The 16,932-nt window shown below is 42.4% G+C and carries 14 protein-coding genes; 6 read left to right on the top strand and 8 right to left on the bottom strand.

Annotated features, from left to right (window positions below; all coding sequences use genetic code 11):
* Positions 1 to 14 precede the first annotated feature (14 nt).
* Genes NKF87_RS00400 through NKF87_RS00385 form a run of 4 tightly spaced genes read right to left on the bottom strand, consistent with a single transcriptional unit; the run spans position 15 to position 4,709 of the window.
* Positions 15 to 1,439: an FAD-binding oxidoreductase gene (locus NKF87_RS00400; RefSeq protein ID WP_253583786.1), complete on the bottom strand. Its 1,425-nt coding sequence runs from the start codon at positions 1,437 to 1,439 to the stop codon at positions 15 to 17.
* A 37-nt stretch (positions 1,440 to 1,476) separates the two neighbouring features.
* Positions 1,477 to 2,445 carry an electron transfer flavoprotein subunit alpha/FixB family protein gene (locus NKF87_RS00395; RefSeq protein WP_253583784.1) on the bottom strand — a complete coding sequence of 323 codons (969 nt, stop codon included), beginning with the start codon at positions 2,443 to 2,445 and terminating at the stop codon, positions 1,477 to 1,479.
* Positions 2,442 to 3,245: an electron transfer flavoprotein subunit beta/FixA family protein gene (locus tag NKF87_RS00390; RefSeq protein WP_253583782.1), complete on the bottom strand. Its 804-nt coding sequence runs from the start codon at positions 3,243 to 3,245 to the stop codon at positions 2,442 to 2,444. Before NKF87_RS00390 ends, NKF87_RS00395 begins: the two co-directional genes overlap by 4 nt.
* A 6-nt stretch (positions 3,246 to 3,251) precedes the next feature.
* Complete coding sequence (locus tag NKF87_RS00385; protein WP_253583780.1) at positions 3,252 to 4,709, bottom strand: FAD-binding oxidoreductase; 1,458 nt, start codon at positions 4,707 to 4,709, stop codon at positions 3,252 to 3,254.
* Between the two features lie 571 nt (positions 4,710 to 5,280).
* On the opposite strand from NKF87_RS00385, the gene NKF87_RS00380 reads away from it, so the two are divergent.
* Positions 5,281 to 6,516, top strand: coding sequence for an MFS transporter (locus tag NKF87_RS00380; protein ID WP_253583779.1), 1,236 nt, complete (start codon positions 5,281 to 5,283; stop codon positions 6,514 to 6,516).
* A gap of 195 nt (positions 6,517 to 6,711) precedes the next feature.
* Complete coding sequence (locus tag NKF87_RS00375; protein ID WP_253583777.1) at positions 6,712 to 7,410, top strand: RluA family pseudouridine synthase; 699 nt, start codon at positions 6,712 to 6,714, stop codon at positions 7,408 to 7,410.
* 60 nt (positions 7,411 to 7,470) lie between these two features.
* Here the strand turns inward: NKF87_RS00375 and spoVG are convergent, their stop codons facing one another.
* Genes spoVG through NKF87_RS00360 form a run of 3 tightly spaced genes read right to left on the bottom strand, consistent with a single transcriptional unit; the run spans position 7,471 to position 10,176 of the window.
* The gene (spoVG, locus tag NKF87_RS00370; RefSeq protein ID WP_028088346.1) at positions 7,471 to 7,746 is read right to left on the bottom strand and encodes a septation regulator SpoVG; all 276 of its coding nucleotides are present in this window, start codon (positions 7,744 to 7,746) and stop codon (positions 7,471 to 7,473) included.
* Positions 7,747 to 7,786: 40 nt separating this feature from the next.
* Positions 7,787 to 8,905, bottom strand: coding sequence for a glucose-1-phosphate adenylyltransferase subunit GlgD (glgD, locus tag NKF87_RS00365; RefSeq protein ID WP_253583775.1), 1,119 nt, complete (start codon positions 8,903 to 8,905; stop codon positions 7,787 to 7,789).
* A complete protein-coding gene (locus tag NKF87_RS00360) occupies positions 8,902 to 10,176 on the bottom strand; it encodes a glucose-1-phosphate adenylyltransferase (protein ID WP_055284741.1) in 1,275 nt (424 codons plus the stop codon). The genes glgD and NKF87_RS00360 overlap by 4 nt, the downstream gene beginning before the upstream one ends.
* A 224-nt stretch (positions 10,177 to 10,400) precedes the next feature.
* Here NKF87_RS00360 and murC point away from each other — a divergent pair, with 224 nt between their 5' ends.
* The 4 genes from murC to NKF87_RS00340 all read left to right on the top strand — a co-directional run bounded on the left by murC (position 10,401) and on the right by NKF87_RS00340 (position 15,287).
* Entirely contained in the window at positions 10,401 to 11,780 is a 1,380-nt protein-coding gene (gene murC / locus NKF87_RS00355) for a UDP-N-acetylmuramate--L-alanine ligase (protein WP_253583774.1), read from the top strand.
* Positions 11,781 to 11,924: 144 nt separating this feature from the next.
* The gene (locus NKF87_RS00350; RefSeq protein ID WP_226853887.1) at positions 11,925 to 13,010 is read left to right on the top strand and encodes a DnaD domain protein; all 1,086 of its coding nucleotides are present in this window, start codon (positions 11,925 to 11,927) and stop codon (positions 13,008 to 13,010) included.
* A gap of 92 nt (positions 13,011 to 13,102) precedes the next feature.
* Positions 13,103 to 14,116, top strand: coding sequence for an ATP-binding protein (locus tag NKF87_RS00345; RefSeq protein ID WP_028088351.1), 1,014 nt, complete (start codon positions 13,103 to 13,105; stop codon positions 14,114 to 14,116).
* On the top strand, positions 14,103 to 15,287 hold the full coding sequence (locus NKF87_RS00340) for a ribose-phosphate pyrophosphokinase (protein WP_028088352.1): 1,185 nt from the start codon (positions 14,103 to 14,105) through the stop codon (positions 15,285 to 15,287). The genes NKF87_RS00345 and NKF87_RS00340 overlap by 14 nt, the downstream gene beginning before the upstream one ends.
* Positions 15,288 to 15,356: 69 nt before the next feature.
* Here NKF87_RS00340 and NKF87_RS00335 read toward each other — a convergent pair whose 3' ends face one another.
* Entirely contained in the window at positions 15,357 to 16,925 is a 1,569-nt protein-coding gene (locus tag NKF87_RS00335) for an ATP-binding protein (protein ID WP_138376044.1), read from the bottom strand.
* Between the last annotated feature and the right edge of the window lie 7 nt (positions 16,926 to 16,932).

The raw sequence follows: 16,932 nt of genomic DNA, 5'->3' as shown, positions 1-16,932 counted from the left end.
ACGTATTCCACTTCCTATCCCAGTATATTTCCCTGATTCAATCTGCCTTCTATATCCAGATGCGCCTTTAACTTTCTGCACAATTCCTGATAATCTTCCGGAACGCAGGCACCTAATATCTGACGTTTTAACTTGCCAACGCCATGTTCTCCCGACAGGACTCCATGTAAGGCTCTGGTACGTTCCGCCCAGTTTCTGATGAGTTCGATGCCCTTTTCATATGCTTCATAATCCTCAGGCAGGATATTCACATGCAGATGATTCTCCAGTGCATGTCCGAAGATACAGCCTTCCAGGCCAGCCTGGTTCATGTCTTCTTCATACTGTTCCAGCAGATCTTTAAATGTCTGCTCACCGATCACCATATCTGTTCCCAGCTTCGTGATCCGGTCATCGTTTCTTCTCTGTTCTTCGATATAAAGGTTCGCTGTCTCGGCTGCCGCATGGCGGAATGCATGAAGCTTCTCCACCTCTGTCTCTCCGGACAGTGCCCATGCCTGATCCGGATCGCTTCCACACTCCATGGCAGCTTCCATCAGGCTTTCGGCAATTATCTCAATTCCTTCTTCACTTCCCTGAAGTTCCGTGTAAACCAGTGCCTGAATATTCTCTTCAATATCCGGCAGTTCCTTGATTTTTGTCATCGTCTCTTTTCTGGCTTCGATCAGATCCATACTTCTGCGATCCATATATTCTACTGCCGCAATCTTTGCATCTTCCGCTTCCGGCAATTCACTGCGAAGCATATCTACAAATCCGGCGGCTCCTTCTTTTTCTTCAAAGAAGAAGACGATTCCCCAGATAGCTTCCGGTTTTGGAATTACTTTCAATGTGATTCTGGTAATGATTCCCGTAATTCCTTCTTTTCCGAGAACCATATTCAGCGCATCCATTGTCTCACCCGGCAGGATTTCTTCTTTCTGGCCTCTGGAAATGTCTCTTACATTACCTGATCCATCAACCAGGCGAATACTTTCTATATAATTCTCCGTCTCTCCATATAACATATGACTGATTCCCTGTGCCCCCGATGCCACAATTCCTCCGATAGAAGCCGACGTTTCTGTCGGATCCGGCGGCCAGAACAACTGCTCTTTTCGGAATCTTGCCGTAATTTCTTTCCGAAGCTCTATAAGATTAATCCCCGGTTCTACTGTGATCCGTCCGGTTCCATCCGCTTCTATCGAATGTTCTATTACCTGATTCATATGAGACAGATTTAAAATATGGCCTCCCATCGGAACACCTGCTCCCGTAATTCCTGTCTTCGCCCCCTGAATCGTCACTGGTATCTGTTCTTCTTTCATCTCTTCTAATATAGCAAGTATCTCATCTTCTGATTCCGGGAACGAAATGCTGTCCGCATGGCCTTTATATTTCGACTCGTCTATCAGATATTCTTCATATTTTTCTTCCATCTGATAAATTGTTGCTGCCATATTTTCCGCCTCCTTACGTTTTCTTGTATCCTTAAATTTATACTTCTCTGATCTTATGTTTTTCTAATATTTTATTTAATGCCTCGATGAATGGCTTAAAATCTTCTACGACCACCACATCGGCATTTTTCATAATTGGCGCCTTTTCATCTGTATTAACTGCCACTATAAACTTACTCTTTTCAATTCCTGCATAAAATGCAGCTGCACCCGATGCACCAACTGCGATACACACTTCCGGATTGGTCATTGCTCCCGACACACCAATCAAATGATTCATCGGAAGCCATGCATTCATTGCTGCCGGACGGCTCACACCTACCTGTCCACCGATTCTTTCTGCCAGCTCCTGCAAAAGCGCGATATGTTCTTTTTTACCGATTCCTCGGCCCGCCGCGATTAGAACTTTTGCTTCTTCCAGACCTTCTTCCTGATCTTCCGGTACAAAACTTCTTTCTATAATATAAGAAGTTGCATCCTTGTCATTAAAGTTATGAACTTCTGTAATCTGCATCTGCCCTGGATGCAGTTCCATCTTTGCAAACCCTTTTGCCAGACTGATGCAATATGGTCCTTTTTTCATCTGAAAGACTGCTTCCATATGATTGGAGTAGACCATCTTTCCGGCTTTTATTTTATCTTCTGTTCCATTCTCTATACCGACGCTGCTGACCGCCGTAAGCGAGCTTCCTCCCATTCTCGCTCCCAGCCGGACTGCAAGTTCTTCTCCTGCATAATCACTTCCAAATATATATATATCTTTCGGCTTTGCAAGTTCTTCCAGCCCCTTCAATACCGTCTCCGGCACATATTCTTCTGCCGCCAATACACTGACATTCTTTGTCAGCTGTCCATTTAATTGCTTTGCAATCTCCTCACTTTGGCAATACAGATATGTAATACCTTCTTCCGCATCGGAAAGATACATTTCCTTAAACGCTTTCATCTCCTGCATTAACTTCTGACAGTTCTGCAAGTATCCATTCAATACAAAGTGATATCTCATAATTCTTCCAGCCTGCCTTTCAGATAATTTTCATAAAATGTAGCCGCTTTTTCTTCCGGAGTCTCTCCCTCTATTACTTTCGCATCCCGGTTGTGTTTTACCACATGCAGATCCACGAGTTCCACTCCAGAATCTTCTTTTTCCTCTGGAAATTCTGTCACATATTCAATCGGTCGTTTTCCACGACTCATCTTGTCTTTTAACGTCGGCACTCTTAAGTATACACATGGTGCATTTCCTACTGCAAGTACACACGGTGTCTTGACCGTCCAGATACGCTTTCCGTCTGTCGTCTCACTGATGACTTTCAGATGCGCTTCATCTACCGGCTCCATTCCGACTACCTGCGTAATACACGGCCACCCTAGTTTTTCTGCCGTCAGATACGGTGTCTTCCGATTATTTCCATCCGAGCTTCCAGTTCCCATGACGATCACATCCTGATTCTGTTCCTTCTGTACATATGATGCAATCATTCCCGCGATTTCTTCCGGCACAAACACCTTGTCTTCTTCCGATTCAGCCCTGGCTGCATGTTCGAATCCAAGTGCATACAATATCTTCAGAAAATTTTCATGCTTTTTCTTTCCGACCGTCAATGCATTCAATTCATATACGACACCGAAGCCTTCTGATAAATCAGAAAGCTTCAGCATCATCTCCAGGGCACCTTCGTCATAACAATTCCACAATAATTTTACATACCCAGTATCTATATGTAACTGTTCATCTGGTATCCAGTCTTCATCTGCCACCAGATCATAATCTGATACAACTTTAAAACACCCTAATATTCTCATAAGCCATTATTTTCTCAACGGAATCAGTGTTCCCATGTTCATAATACCATTTGGATCAAATGCCTGTTTTAATGTTTTCAGCATGTAGTATGATGAGCCGTACTCCTGTGGAGCATATTTTGCTCTTGCTTTTCCAAGTCCGTGATGATGTACGATGGATCCGCCGTATTTAATAACCTGTTCGCAAATAATCTGATTGATTCTGTCATGGTATTTATTAATCTCTTCTTCAGGCGCACAGTCGACTACATTGTAGTAATACACAAAATACATATTTGTTCCGTTGATGTAGCTGTGTGAAGAATGTCCGCCCATCAATGTCATATCAGGTACTTCTGCAAGGATTCTGTCGCAAGCTGTCTTGTAGATCTCATAAATGTTATCCCAGCTTCCGGATACCTCTGTTGTGATACCTATATTGTGTGTAGCTTTGATTTCTTCTCTTTCCTGTGCAATCTGTTCTGGTCCCCAGTTCAGTCCACTATACCATTTCTCGATGAGTTTTGGATCAACTTCTTCAAGTTCAGGATGTTTGTACATCATTTCCTTGATTCCTTCTTCGATTGCTTTTGTGATGTTAGCCGGTCCTTCTGCCATCCAGATCAGGATTGCTTTGTCTTCTTCCAGCCATGAGCTGAAGTGCTGCTGAGCATCCGGTGCATCATAAAGTCTTGCGAATGATGGTCTGTATCCTGCAACCATAACTTCACGTAAACAGTCAAATCCAAGTTTCATCTGGTCATTGTCCAGTTTGAATCCAATGTAACGGTTGTTTTCCGGCTGCCATTTGAAGAGTTTTAATGTAACTTCTGTGATGAAGCAGAGAGCTCCTTCATTTCCACAGATAATGTGTCTGATGTCCGGTCCTGCTGCACGTCTTGGTACATTTTTGATTCTGCAGATCTTTCCGTTCGGGAATACTGCTTCCATACCAACGATCATGTCTTCGATTCCACCATATAATGTAGAAAACTGTCCGATACTTCTTGTAGCTACCAGTCCACCGATCTGTGCAAGTGGTTTTGACTGCGGAGAGTGTCCTGTTGTCAGTCCTCTTTCTCTTAACATATCGTCAAGATCCTGAAGCGGTACACCACACTGGCATGTTACCTGCATGTTATATTCATCTACTTTTAATACTTTGTTCATCATAGATCCGTCGATAACTACAGAATCTTTTAATGCTGTCTCAAGTCCGCCTTCAATTGCAGAGTGTCCTGTTCTTGGTACAACGTTGATCTCATTGTCATTTGCAAATGTAAGAACTTCTGATACCTGCTCCGGTGTCTTTACATATACAACTGCTGCTGGAATTGGCTGTGTGTATACTTCACATACCTGTTCATATTTTCTATATCTGTCAATACTGCTGTCTTTTAATACCTGTTCATCTGTGATTACCTGTTCCTCACCAAGAATCTTTACTAATCCTTCTACGATCTGTTCTCTTGAAATAATTGCCATTTTATAAAACTCCTTTCAAACTTCCCTTTATATAGATGTTTTTCTTCCTTCTGACCGATGAGCCTCTATAAAACCAGATTTGTGCGCACCTGTTCTGATCTTATAGAAGTTATTCCGCTATCTTTAAAATTAAAATTGGGAATAAAAAAAGAGAAAAGAAACCTGTCAGAAGACATACTCTGTCTCTCAGGTTACTTTTCTCTTAAAATCTCTTCGGTAACTGGTTTTAGTATAATGCCTTGAGTATCGGATTGTCAATTGTGCAGTATTTATGTTTTTGGCACGTCATTTTCGTGCATATTGTACGTTTTATTATTTTTTTCTTATTTTTAATTGACTTTTTATACAAAAAACGGTATAGTCGAATCAGTTACAAGAGTATGAGAGAAGTAACGCCTCCGGGCATTACTTTTCTCTTTTTTTGTTATATGACATTCTATATCATATGATGACTGCAGCATCATATTGTGTTATGTCTGATCGTTATATAAGATGTATAAACAGAAAGATTATAACAGAAGATACGCACGTTATAACATATGTCATAATGCTATTTATATGGAGGAAAAACATGAACAAATCTTTTATTAAAAAATACGGCACGCTGTTACTTCTGGCGGCCGGAGCCGGAATTATCTTCCAGCTTCCTTATATTCGTGAGACATTTTATGTACCTATTCAGAATGCAATGAATCTGACAGACGCTCAGATGGGTATGTTATCATCCGGATATGCAACAATGGCAACTTTCTCTTACTTTGTCGGTGGTATTGTTGCAGATAAATTCTCTGCACGTAAGCTGCTTGCATTTTCATTCATTGCAACTGGTATCCTTGGATTATGGTTCTCAACCTTCCCGGGATATAACATCAGCCGCCTGATCTTCGTATTAATGGGTGTATCTACTGTTATTACATACTGGTCAGCTTGTATCAAAGCAACACGTTTGCTTGGTGACAGCAGTGAACAGGGACGTCTGTTTGGTCTGCAGGAAGGCTTACGTGGAGTTATCAACGCATTGGTTGTATTTGTAATGTCTGCTGCATTTGCTCATTATACAAACGAAGTTGCCGGTGCCGCAGCTGCAATCCGTACCTGTGCCGGTACACTGATCGTTCTTGGTATTCTTCACTACATCGTAATCGAAGATACCAAATCAGAAAAGACAGAGTCTATCGCAACTGTAACAAAAGGTATGTTCAAATGCTTACTGATCCCTAGAGTATGGGTTCTGATCGGTATCATCTTTACCGCTTACAGTGTATATGGATTAATTGGTTATGTTACAACATTTGCACAGCGTTTCTTCGGAATGACTGCTGCTACAGCTGCTACTCTTGGTGGTGTACGTTACCTGCTTCAGGGCGCAGGCGGAATCATTGGTGGATTCCTTGCTGATAAATTCTCACGCGGGAAAGTTATTGCCATAGGATGTGTCGGACTTGCTGTTTCTTTCGTAGCTTATGTCTTCATCCCAGGAAATACATCCGCACTCGCTGTTGTTATTGCAAACTTCTTCATCGGACTGGTATTTATCTATGCCGTAAGAAGTCAGTACTTCGCAATTCAGGATGATGCAGGTATTCCAATTGAATTAAGCGGACGTGTATCAGGTATCACATCTGCAATCGGATATCTTCCAGATGTATTCATGTACACATTAGTTGGAAGCTGGATGGACAGCTATGGAAGAACAGGATTCAACATGACATGGATCTACGCTGCTGTTGCTGCTGTACTTTGTATCGTAATGGTAGTTCTGCTGAACGTGATCATCAAAAAGAATCCTAAGTCCATTGAAGAATAGACAAGTGCCCATATCATTTTCATAAATCTCTTAAGACGGATGTCGGTTACGGCATCCGTCTTATATTATATTTTTCATTCTACTTTCCGATTGTTTCCCTGTCATATGACGCCTCTTTTTCTTCTCTGCTTCTTGCAGTTTTTTCCCCTCCATGATTTAATAAGTATAACATTTGTTTTAACAAAGGAGAAGTATATGACTACTTTAAATATATTATATGAAGACCCGCACATTTTAGTCTGTGTCAAGCCACACGGCATCGCAACCCAGAGCAAAAGCATCCGTTACCCGGACATGGTCAGCCTGATTAAAAACCATCTGGCGAAATCCAGTGGTTCCAGGAACCCCGGCTCAGCTGAGCCTTACCTTGCCGTCATCCACAGACTGGACCAGCCGGTCGCCGGAATCCTTGTCTTTGCTAAGACTCCGGCTGCTGCAAAAGATCTGAATAAACAATTACAGAATCAGGGATTCGGGAAATATTACCGGGCACTCGTTGCCAATACACCTTCAACAAAAGAAGGAACACTTGAGAATTATATGGTCAAAGATGCCAGAACAAACACTTCCCGTATCTGTTCTGCGAAGGAAAACGGATCAAAAATTGCACGGCTGCATTATGATACAGTTCCTGTTACGGACTGGCTGTTTACCGCACCTGCTGCTTTCCACGGAACTGAGCTGGAAATCCATCTGGATACCGGCCGCCATCATCAGATCCGTGTACAACTCGCATCTGTCGGTTGTCCGATTGTTGGAGATACAAAATATAACCCGACTCTTGCTGGTACAAAAGGCTGGCAGACGATCCGGCTGTGTGCTTATAAGCTGGATTTCCAGCATCCGGTCACACACAAAGCGATGCATTTTCAACTGGAAGATGATCCAGAATAATGACTATTGAAAAAGGAACAGGAAATTCCTGCTCCTTTTTTTCGCCGATACATATACCATCTATGCTTCTGCTGCATCCTCTGCCAGTGCTTCTTCATATTTCTCAAGGATAAAATTCTGAATGCGCTCTCTTGTTCTTGAATTGATCGGATGTGCAATATCTCTATATTCCCCATCCACAGCTTTCTTGCTAGGCATTGCAATAAAGAGTCCCTTCTCTCCTTCAATCACCTTAATGTCATGTACCACAAATTCCTCATCCATGGTAATGGAAACGACAGCTTTCAGCTTGCCCTCCTTTGCTACTTTACGCACGCGTACATCTGTAATCTGCATTTTTCTAGCCCCTTTCTTCTAGCCTTTGCACCATTTTCTCTTAAAGTGCATACCTCTCATTTTTTTCTACGACTACTCTCACACCATTTTCACCAACATAACGTGTATTTGCCCGAATCGTATCTCTGCTTTCCACAATGCAATTCTCAATATATACATTATCTCCGAGATAGACATCATTCAAAATAATGGAATTCTTAATGACACAGTTGTTCCCCACGAATGTCTTCTTGAAAAGAATCGAATTCTCGACTGTTCCATTAATAATGCTTCCGCTTGCCACAAGACTGTTCTTAACCATAGCTCCCGGATTATACTTTGCCGGCGGCAGATCACTGACCTTGGAATAGATGCTCGGCTGTGTCCGGAAGAAATACTCCCGTACTTCTGGCTTCAGGAAATCCATATTTGTCTGATAATATGCATCCACTGTTGAAATGTTGCTCCAGTAATCTTTTATTTTATAACCGTAGATTTTCTTCAGATTCTTATACCTGATGAGAATATCGGTCACAAAATCATGTCTGTCATCTTCTGCGCAACGTTCGATCAGATCGATCAGCTGGCGTCTTCTGATTACATAGATACCCGTTGATACAATCTGTGACTGTGCCACCATCGGCTTCTCTTCGAATTCTTCAATGCGCATAGAATCATTCATTTTGATTGTTCCGAAACGGCTCGCATCTTCGTTCGGACCAAGTTCTTTACAAACAACTGTAATATCTGCTTTCTTTGCAATATGATATTCCAGCACTTTGTTATAATCCATCTTATATACTGCATCACCTGATGTAATAATAACATAAGGTTCATGACAACGTTTTAAGAAATCCAGATTCTGGTATATCGCATCTGCCGTTCCGCGATACCAGTATCCGTTCTCCGCTGTGATCGTCGGGGTAAATACATAAAGCCCCCCTTGTTTTCTTCCGAAATCCCACCATTTTGAGGAATTCAGATGTTCATTCAGTGAACGTGCATTGTACTGCGTCAGAACTGCCACCTTCTGAATGTGAGAGTTTGACATATTGCTGAGCGCAAAGTCAATTGCTCTGTAGCTTCCTGCGATCGGCATCGCCGCTACTGCTCTCTTATGTGTCAGTTCACGCATCTTGTTGCTGTTACCACCTGCTAAAATAATTCCAACTGCTCTCATGCCTGTCCACCTGCCTTTATCAATGTTTCGCCACTTTCCAGTACTCCATCCGGGTAATCTTCTTTGGATGTTACGCCACTGACAGCAGTATTCTTTCCAATCTGTACGCCATCCGGTATCACGGATTTTTCACCCACAGCAACCAGTCCAAAGGAATAGATCGCCGGTTTTAATTTGTTCGGCACATCGCTTCCGATACCAAATGTAACATTATCTCCGACAACACAATTTTCAGCAATGATCGCCTTATCTACCACGCAATTCTTTCCAATTCTGGCGTCTTTCATAATAATAGAATCCTTGATAACAGAACCTTCTCCTATAATAACGCCGGATCCTATAATACTGTTATGTACCTCTCCATACACTTCTGCCCCGTTACAGATAATGCTTCTTTCTATCACAGACTGTGCGGAAATATACTGTGGCGGCAGGATCTCACTGTTGGTATATATCTTCCAGAATTCTTCATACAAATTAAATTCCGGAATAATATCGATCAGTTCCATATTGGCCTCCCAATATGATCCCAATGTTCCTACATCTTTCCAATATCCGTTATATTCATATGCAAATAATCTCTCGCCTTTATTGTGACAATACGGAATGATATGTTTTCCAAAATCACATCCCGGCTCGTCCTTCAATGTCTCAAGCGCTTCTTTCAACGCTTTCCATGAGAAAATGTAAATTCCCATGGATGCCAGGTTACTCTTCGGCTCTGCCGGCTTTTCCTGGAACTCCTGAATTCTTCCATCCTCGTCTGCGATAACGATTCCAAAACGGCTCGCCTCTTCCATCGGTACAGGCATTGTCGCAATCGTTACATCGGCATTATGTGCCTTATGATAATCCAGCATCACCTCATAATCCATCTTATAAATATGATCTCCCGATAAGATCAGAACATAATCCGGATCAAACTGCTCCATATAATCCAGGTTCTGATAGATCGCATTCGCAGTTCCGGAGTACCATTCACTGCTTCCACTTCTCTCATATGGCGGAAGCACTGTTACGCCTCCGTAATTCCTGTCAAGATCCCATGGAATACCAATCCCTATATGTGCATTCAACCTTAATGGCTGGTACTGTGTCAATACACCTACCGTATCGATTCCCGAATTAATGCAGTTGCTGAGTGGAAAGTCAATAATGCGGTACTTACCACCAAATGCAACGGCAGGCTTTGCAACTTTTGCTGTGAGAACTCCAAGTCTGCTGCCTTGTCCTCCTGCCAGCAACATTGCTATCATTTCCTTTTTCCTCATGTCATCACCCCTTCTCAGTAGTCTTGCTTTTTTTATTATATCATACTTCCTCCCATGTTGCTAACAATTTTTACAATTTTTCAAACATTTCCGCAATCTTTTTGTTAAATTATTACAAAAACTTACGGGTTGGATTTTTTTTGATATATGTTTATAATAATATGAAGAACATGTAGTTTTTATGATGATATTTTTACCAAAATGAACATAAAGGATGGTATATTATGTATAAAATTAATTTTGAAACCCCTATACACGTACACTTTATCGGAATCGGCGGAATCAGCATGAGCGGTCTTGCAGAGATTCTTTTAAAAGAAGACTTTACTATTTCCGGATCCGATAATAAAGAATCTGCCCTTACAGATCACCTTGAGCAGATGGGTGCAAAGGTATTCTACGGACAGAAAGCTTCTAATATCATTCCCGGTATTGATGTAGTTGTATACACAGCAGCTATCCATCCGGATAACGAAGAATATGCCGAAGCAGTAAGACAGAAGCTTCCTATGCTGACCCGTGCGGAATTACTCGGACAGTTGATGACAAACTATGATATGCCGATCGCAATCTCAGGTACTCACGGAAAGACAACCACAACTTCGATGCTTTCACACATTCTCCTCGCCGGAGAATTGGACCCTACGATCTCCGTAGGCGGAATCCTGAAAGCCATCGGCGGAAATATCCGTGTGGGCGACTCTGAATACTTTGTTACCGAAGCATGCGAATACACGAACAGTTTCCTGCATTTCTTCCCGAAGATCGGTGTGATCCTGAATATTGACGAAGATCATCTGGATTTCTTCAAGGATCTGGCTGATATCCGTAATTCCTTCCATCGTTTCGCTAAATTACTTCCGAAGGACGGAACCCTGGTCATCAATGATAACATTCCTGATCTGGAAGAGATCACTGCAGACCTTGACTGCCGTGTGATCCGTTACGGCAACGACAGCTCCCTTGACTACAGTGCAACCAACATTCTCCACGACAAGAAGGGTGAAGCTTCCTTTGACCTGATAAAATCCGGGGAATTTATCGACCGAATCTCCTTATCTGTCAACGGAGACCACAATGTATCCAATGCATTGTCTGCAATCGCAGTCGCTGATCTTCTCGGAGTTCCTTTCAGCAAGATCAAAGAAGGTCTGAAGTCCTTCCACGGCACTGACCGTCGTTTTGAATACAAAGGTGAAGTCAACGGATTTACGATCATCGATGATTATGCACACCATCCGACAGAGATCAACGCTACGTTAACAGCGGCAAAGGAATATCCGCACAAAGAAGTCTGGTGTATCTTCCAGCCGCATACTTATACACGTACCAAAGCGTTATTCCCTGAGTTCGTAGATGCCCTGACACATGCCGACCATGTGATCCTCGCAGACATCTATGCAGCCCGTGAGACAGATACTCTGGGCATGTCCTCTGAGATGATCGCAGAAGAATTAAAGAAAAAAGGATGCGATGCTTACTATTTCCCAAGCTTCGAAGAGATTGAATCTTTCTGTCTGGACAGATGCCAGAAAGGGGATGTGTTGATAACTATGGGAGCTGGAAACGTTGTAAACATTGGGGAAAACCTGCTTAACCGCTAGTTATCCACATTATCCACACAATTTTATCCACAAAAAAGTCGGATTTCGGCTCAAAAATTCCTTTTTTCCCCGGCTTCCCGGTGCTATAATGTGTCTACAATGAAACGAACGATACAAAGGTTCCGGGGAGGACGGGGAATTATTATGAAGGAATTAAAACTCACAAAATATGTACAGACGAATGCAACTGTACTGGATAATGAATTTATTGACCATTATATGGTCAGAGCGAATGGAGAGTATGTCAAAGTATATCTCCTGCTTCTCCGTCATATGAATCATTCCTCCGGATATCTTTCTGTTTCCGAACTGGCTGATCTTCTTGAATGCACCGAGAAAGATATCCTTCGTGCATTGAGATACTGGAAAAGCGAAGGACTGCTCGATTATCTGGATGACACTCCGGATGATCCCTCACCAAAGAGCACGGCTCCTTCACCGGCAGCCTCTTCTGGATTACACGATGTGCAGTCCGGCTATATGACATCTTCCATACCTGCAGACTCTGTCTCTGACTCTGCAGCTTTGGCGTCTACAACGAACATCCAACAGTACCGCAGCCGCAAAGAACGTGCAGAGTTCAAAGAATTACTGTTCGTAGCAGAGCAGTACCTCGGAAAGACACTTTCTGCTACTGATATTGACCAGATTACTTATTTTTATGATACACTGAATATGTCAGCTGAACTTATTGAATATCTGATTGAATATTGTGTCGAGAATGGTCATAAGAGTATGCATTATATTAATAAGGTGGCCTTATCATGGCATGAAGAAAACATAACAACTGTGAACCTTGCCAAGACAAGTTCATTTCTCTATAATAAAAATTGTTATTGTGTCCTGAATGCATATGGTATCAAAGGACGCGGTCCTGCTGCTTCTGAGATTGCTTATATCCGCAAGTGGTCAGAAGAATATGGATTCGCTTTGGAGGTCATCCTTGAAGCCTGCGACCGCACGATGAATTCCATTCATCAGCCAAGCTTTGATTACACCGATTCCATTCTGAAGCGCTGGAAGGACAAGAACGTCCGTCAGTTGAAAGATATCGATGCGGTTGATGCTGACTACCGCAAAGAGAAAGAACGTGCAAAAGAACTGGCAAAAGAACGCAAGAGACAACAGCAGGCTCAGAAGCCTGTAAGCAGCCAGAATAATAAGTTCAATAACTTCGATGGCCGTTCCTATGATATGAACGATCTGGAACGCCGCCTGGTTCAGCAATAAATTATACATATCAGATTTTATTATATGAATGCAAGAGAGCCTGTCACTGACAGTTTTTCTTGCATACTTAGGTATGAAGGAGTTTCCATTACATGGCACTTTCCAATTCTCAGTACGATCACTTAATGCGTACTTATGAACAAAAACAACTGGATAATGAATTTCAGCTCAGAAAACGCTATGAGAAGGCATACGCTCTCATTCCTGAATTGGAGGAAATGGATCATTCCATCTCTTCTTTAAGTGTAAAAAAGGCAAGGCTGCTTTTGGACGGAGACCAGACTGCTTTATCTTCATTAAAGTCAGAGATTGAAGAACTCTCTGCCCAAAAACCTGCACTGTTAAAATCACACGGTCTGCCCGCCAATTATCTGGAAATGCATTACCAGTGTCCCGACTGTAAGGATACCGGTTATATTGGCACACACAAATGTCACTGTTTCAAAAAAGCGATTGTAGACTATTTATACACACAATCCAATCTCAAAGATATCCTTGACAAAGAGAACTTTTCAACCTGTTCTCTGACCTATTATTCCAGAAATCATATCGATCCTCTTACCGGACGGTCTTCTCTGGAATCCATGGAAACCGCATTAAATGTCTGTCACAACTTCGTAGATACATTCTCTGAAGAATTTCATAACATACTATTGTATGGAGACACCGGTGTGGGAAAGACTTTTCTTTCCCACTGCATTGCAAAGGAGTTAATGGATTCAGCTTATTCCGTTATCTACTTTACAGCAGCCGGACTTTTTGATATCCTTGCAGAGAACACATTTGGGAAACGGCAGAACAAGGATTCTGATGTATTCGAACATATCTACGACTGTGACTTACTGATCATTGATGATCTGGGAACAGAACTGCCGAATTCATTCACTGTATCCCAGCTGTTCATTTGTCTGAATGAACGTATATTGAGACAGAAATCAACCATAATATCTACCAACCTTGCATTGGATGATATAAAAACTATTTACTCGGAACGGACATTTTCACGCATCAGCAGTAATTACACCATTCTGCGTATTACCGGTGATGATATCCGTATCCAAAAAAAATTATTAAACCTGGGAGGTACTAATGATGTTACGCCGTAACGATCGTAATCTTGAGAATATACCGGTAGGAGCACTTGGACTGATCGCTCTTGACGGTTGTACAGAGATGGGAGCAAAGGTTAATGACTATCTCGTAAAATGGAGAAAAGAAGATGGACATGTTCATAAGAACGATGTTGCTTTCACAGGCTATGAGAAAGACACATACTTAATTGATGCAAAAGTTCCACGTTTTGGTTCTGGTGAAGCCAAGGGTATCATCAACGAATCTGTTCGTGGTAAAGACCTTTATCTTATGGTCGATGTATGTAACTATAGCCTGACATATTCACTGACAGGAAATGTAAATCATATGTCCCCTGACGATCATTTTCAGAACTTGAAACGTATTATTGCTGCAGTAGGTGGAAAAGGACGTCGTATCAACGTCATTATGCCATTCTTATATGAAAGCCGTCAGCACAAGAGAGGCAGCCGTGAATCTCTGGACTGTGCACTTGCTCTTCAGGAGCTTGTCCGCATGGGTGTTGACAACATTATTACTTTTGATGCACACGACCCTCGTGTACAGAATGCGATTCCATTAAATGGATTCGAGACAATCCGTCCGACTTACCAGTTCATCAAAGGTCTTCTCCGTACATTCAAAGACCTTCAGATCGACAGCGAACACATGATGGCGATCAGCCCGGATGAAGGTGCTACAGGACGTGCAATCTATCTTGCCAACGTACTTAATCTTGATATGGGTATGTTCTACAAACGTCGTGACTTCTCGCGTGTGGTAGACGGACGTAACCCAATCGTTGCCCATGAGTTCCTCGGATCGTCCGTAGAAGGAAAAGATGTAATCATTCTGGATGATATGATTTCTTCCGGTGACAGTATGTTAGATGTTGCCCGCCAGTTAAAACAGCGCAAGGCAAAACGTATCTTCTGTGCCGCTACATTCGGTCTGTTCACAAACGGACTGGAGAAATTTGACCAGGCATATGAAGAAGGTATCCTGGATGCTGTTCTGACTACCAACTTAATCTATCAGACACCGGAACTTCTGGAACGTCCATATTATATCAACTGTGACATGAGCAAATATATCGCACTTGTTATTGATACACTGAACCATGACGGTTCTATCAGCAGCATCCTGAATCCGATTGAAAGAATTCAGAATGTTGTTACTAAATATAAAAACGGCGAAGAAGTTTAAGAAACTAAAAATGCTGCCTGGAAATTCCCGGCAGCATTTTTATTTTCTATCTTACTTCAATTCAACACGTTATAGTTCTATTTTATGATAAGCAATTCCCGCTTCCTTCATCACCTGTTCTTCTCTCTTCTGACAGGTAAACAACAATACCTGTTTCTTATGTGCTTTCAGCCACTTAAGTGTCTGCAGCATTCTCTCTTCATCGTAATATGCGAACACATCATCCAGAATCACTGGCATCTCTTCTTCGCACAACAGTTCTCCGACCGCCATACGCAATGCCAGATAGATCTGTTCTACTGTTCCCCGGCTTACCTGTTCAATCTCCACCAGTTTTTCGTCTGTCACAAGCGATACATGAAGTTTTTCATCTGTGACGAGCTTTGTATATTTTCCCCCGGTGATCTCACGGATGATCGCAGAAGCCTTCTCATTCAGATCTCTTTTCAAATATCCGCGCATTGCTCCTGACAGCTGCTCCAGATGCTCTGCTGCCATCTGAACTGCCTGGCGTTTCATTTCGTATTCTCGGGATTGTTCATTGATCTCATCCAATTCTGCCAGCTGCTCTCCAAGATTATCATACTGAATTGTTTTTTCTTTCAGTTCTTCTGTAATATGGGCCTTTTCCCACCGTAACTTCTCGATCGGAACCTTTTCTTCTTCCTGCGTGATCTCTTCCAAAATGATCTCCGGTTCCGTCTTTACCTGTTTCTTTCCGACTTTCATCCGGTTCCATACATACAGGCCAAATGCAAGGAACAGTACAATCGCCACCAGATAATTCCATGGTCTCGAAAGTATGAGCACTGCAGTCACGATAACCAGTGCGAATATCAGTATCTCCATCGGATGGATCCTCCATTTTTCCGGACGTATCTCATCCATGACACCTTTTCCATGTTCTCCTTCCAGCTGCCGTTCCTTCCGTTTTTCTTCCTCTTTTCCGGCTCTGTACTCCAGTTCTTCCTCCACCCGGTCGAGTTCCTCCTCCAGATGATGAACATCACGCCAGATAAACGAGACTTCCTGTTCCAGTTTTTCACGCTTCTGCTGCTTTCTGGACATCTCCATGCGAATCTCATTTTCCAGAACCTTCTTCCTGCCTTTCAGCTGTTCCAACGCCCCATTCAGATCGATCTCTCCATTGCCTGAAGTATAATAATTTGTCGCGTAATTTTTCAATTCCATCGCCATACTTTCGCCCATCTGTGCATTTCTCTGGCTCATGGAAACCGTATTCTCATAACGGTCAACATTCATCTCTCCAAGCAGCATCCGCAGATCCCCGTCCTCTACAGAAAGGACCTCTCCATCCTCTATACAGACAAGCTCTGCCTTTTTGGAATATTTATCAAAATTTCTTTCAATACGGAAATGTTTCCCTCCGCTTGCAAATTTCAGTGTTCCGGAATAATAATTAGGATTGTCCCACGGTTCATAGATGCTGAATGTATCATTCTGCGCCGCTCTGCCTCTTCCCCGTTCGATTCCGAAGAGCATCCCTTTGATAAAGGTATGGATCGTAGATTTTCCCGATTCATTTTCCCCATGGATCAGATTGATCCCTTCTTCCAGATTGATCTGCCGGTCATGAAATTTTCCAAAGTTTTTTAACAATAATTCATTAATCTGCATTTTTCGG

The organism is Dorea longicatena, from assembly GCF_024168045.1.
GTDB lineage: Bacteria > Bacillota > Clostridia > Lachnospirales > Lachnospiraceae > Dorea_A.
Note: the sequence above shows the minus strand (reverse complement) of the source record. Positions and strands in the feature narration are given on the sequence as shown.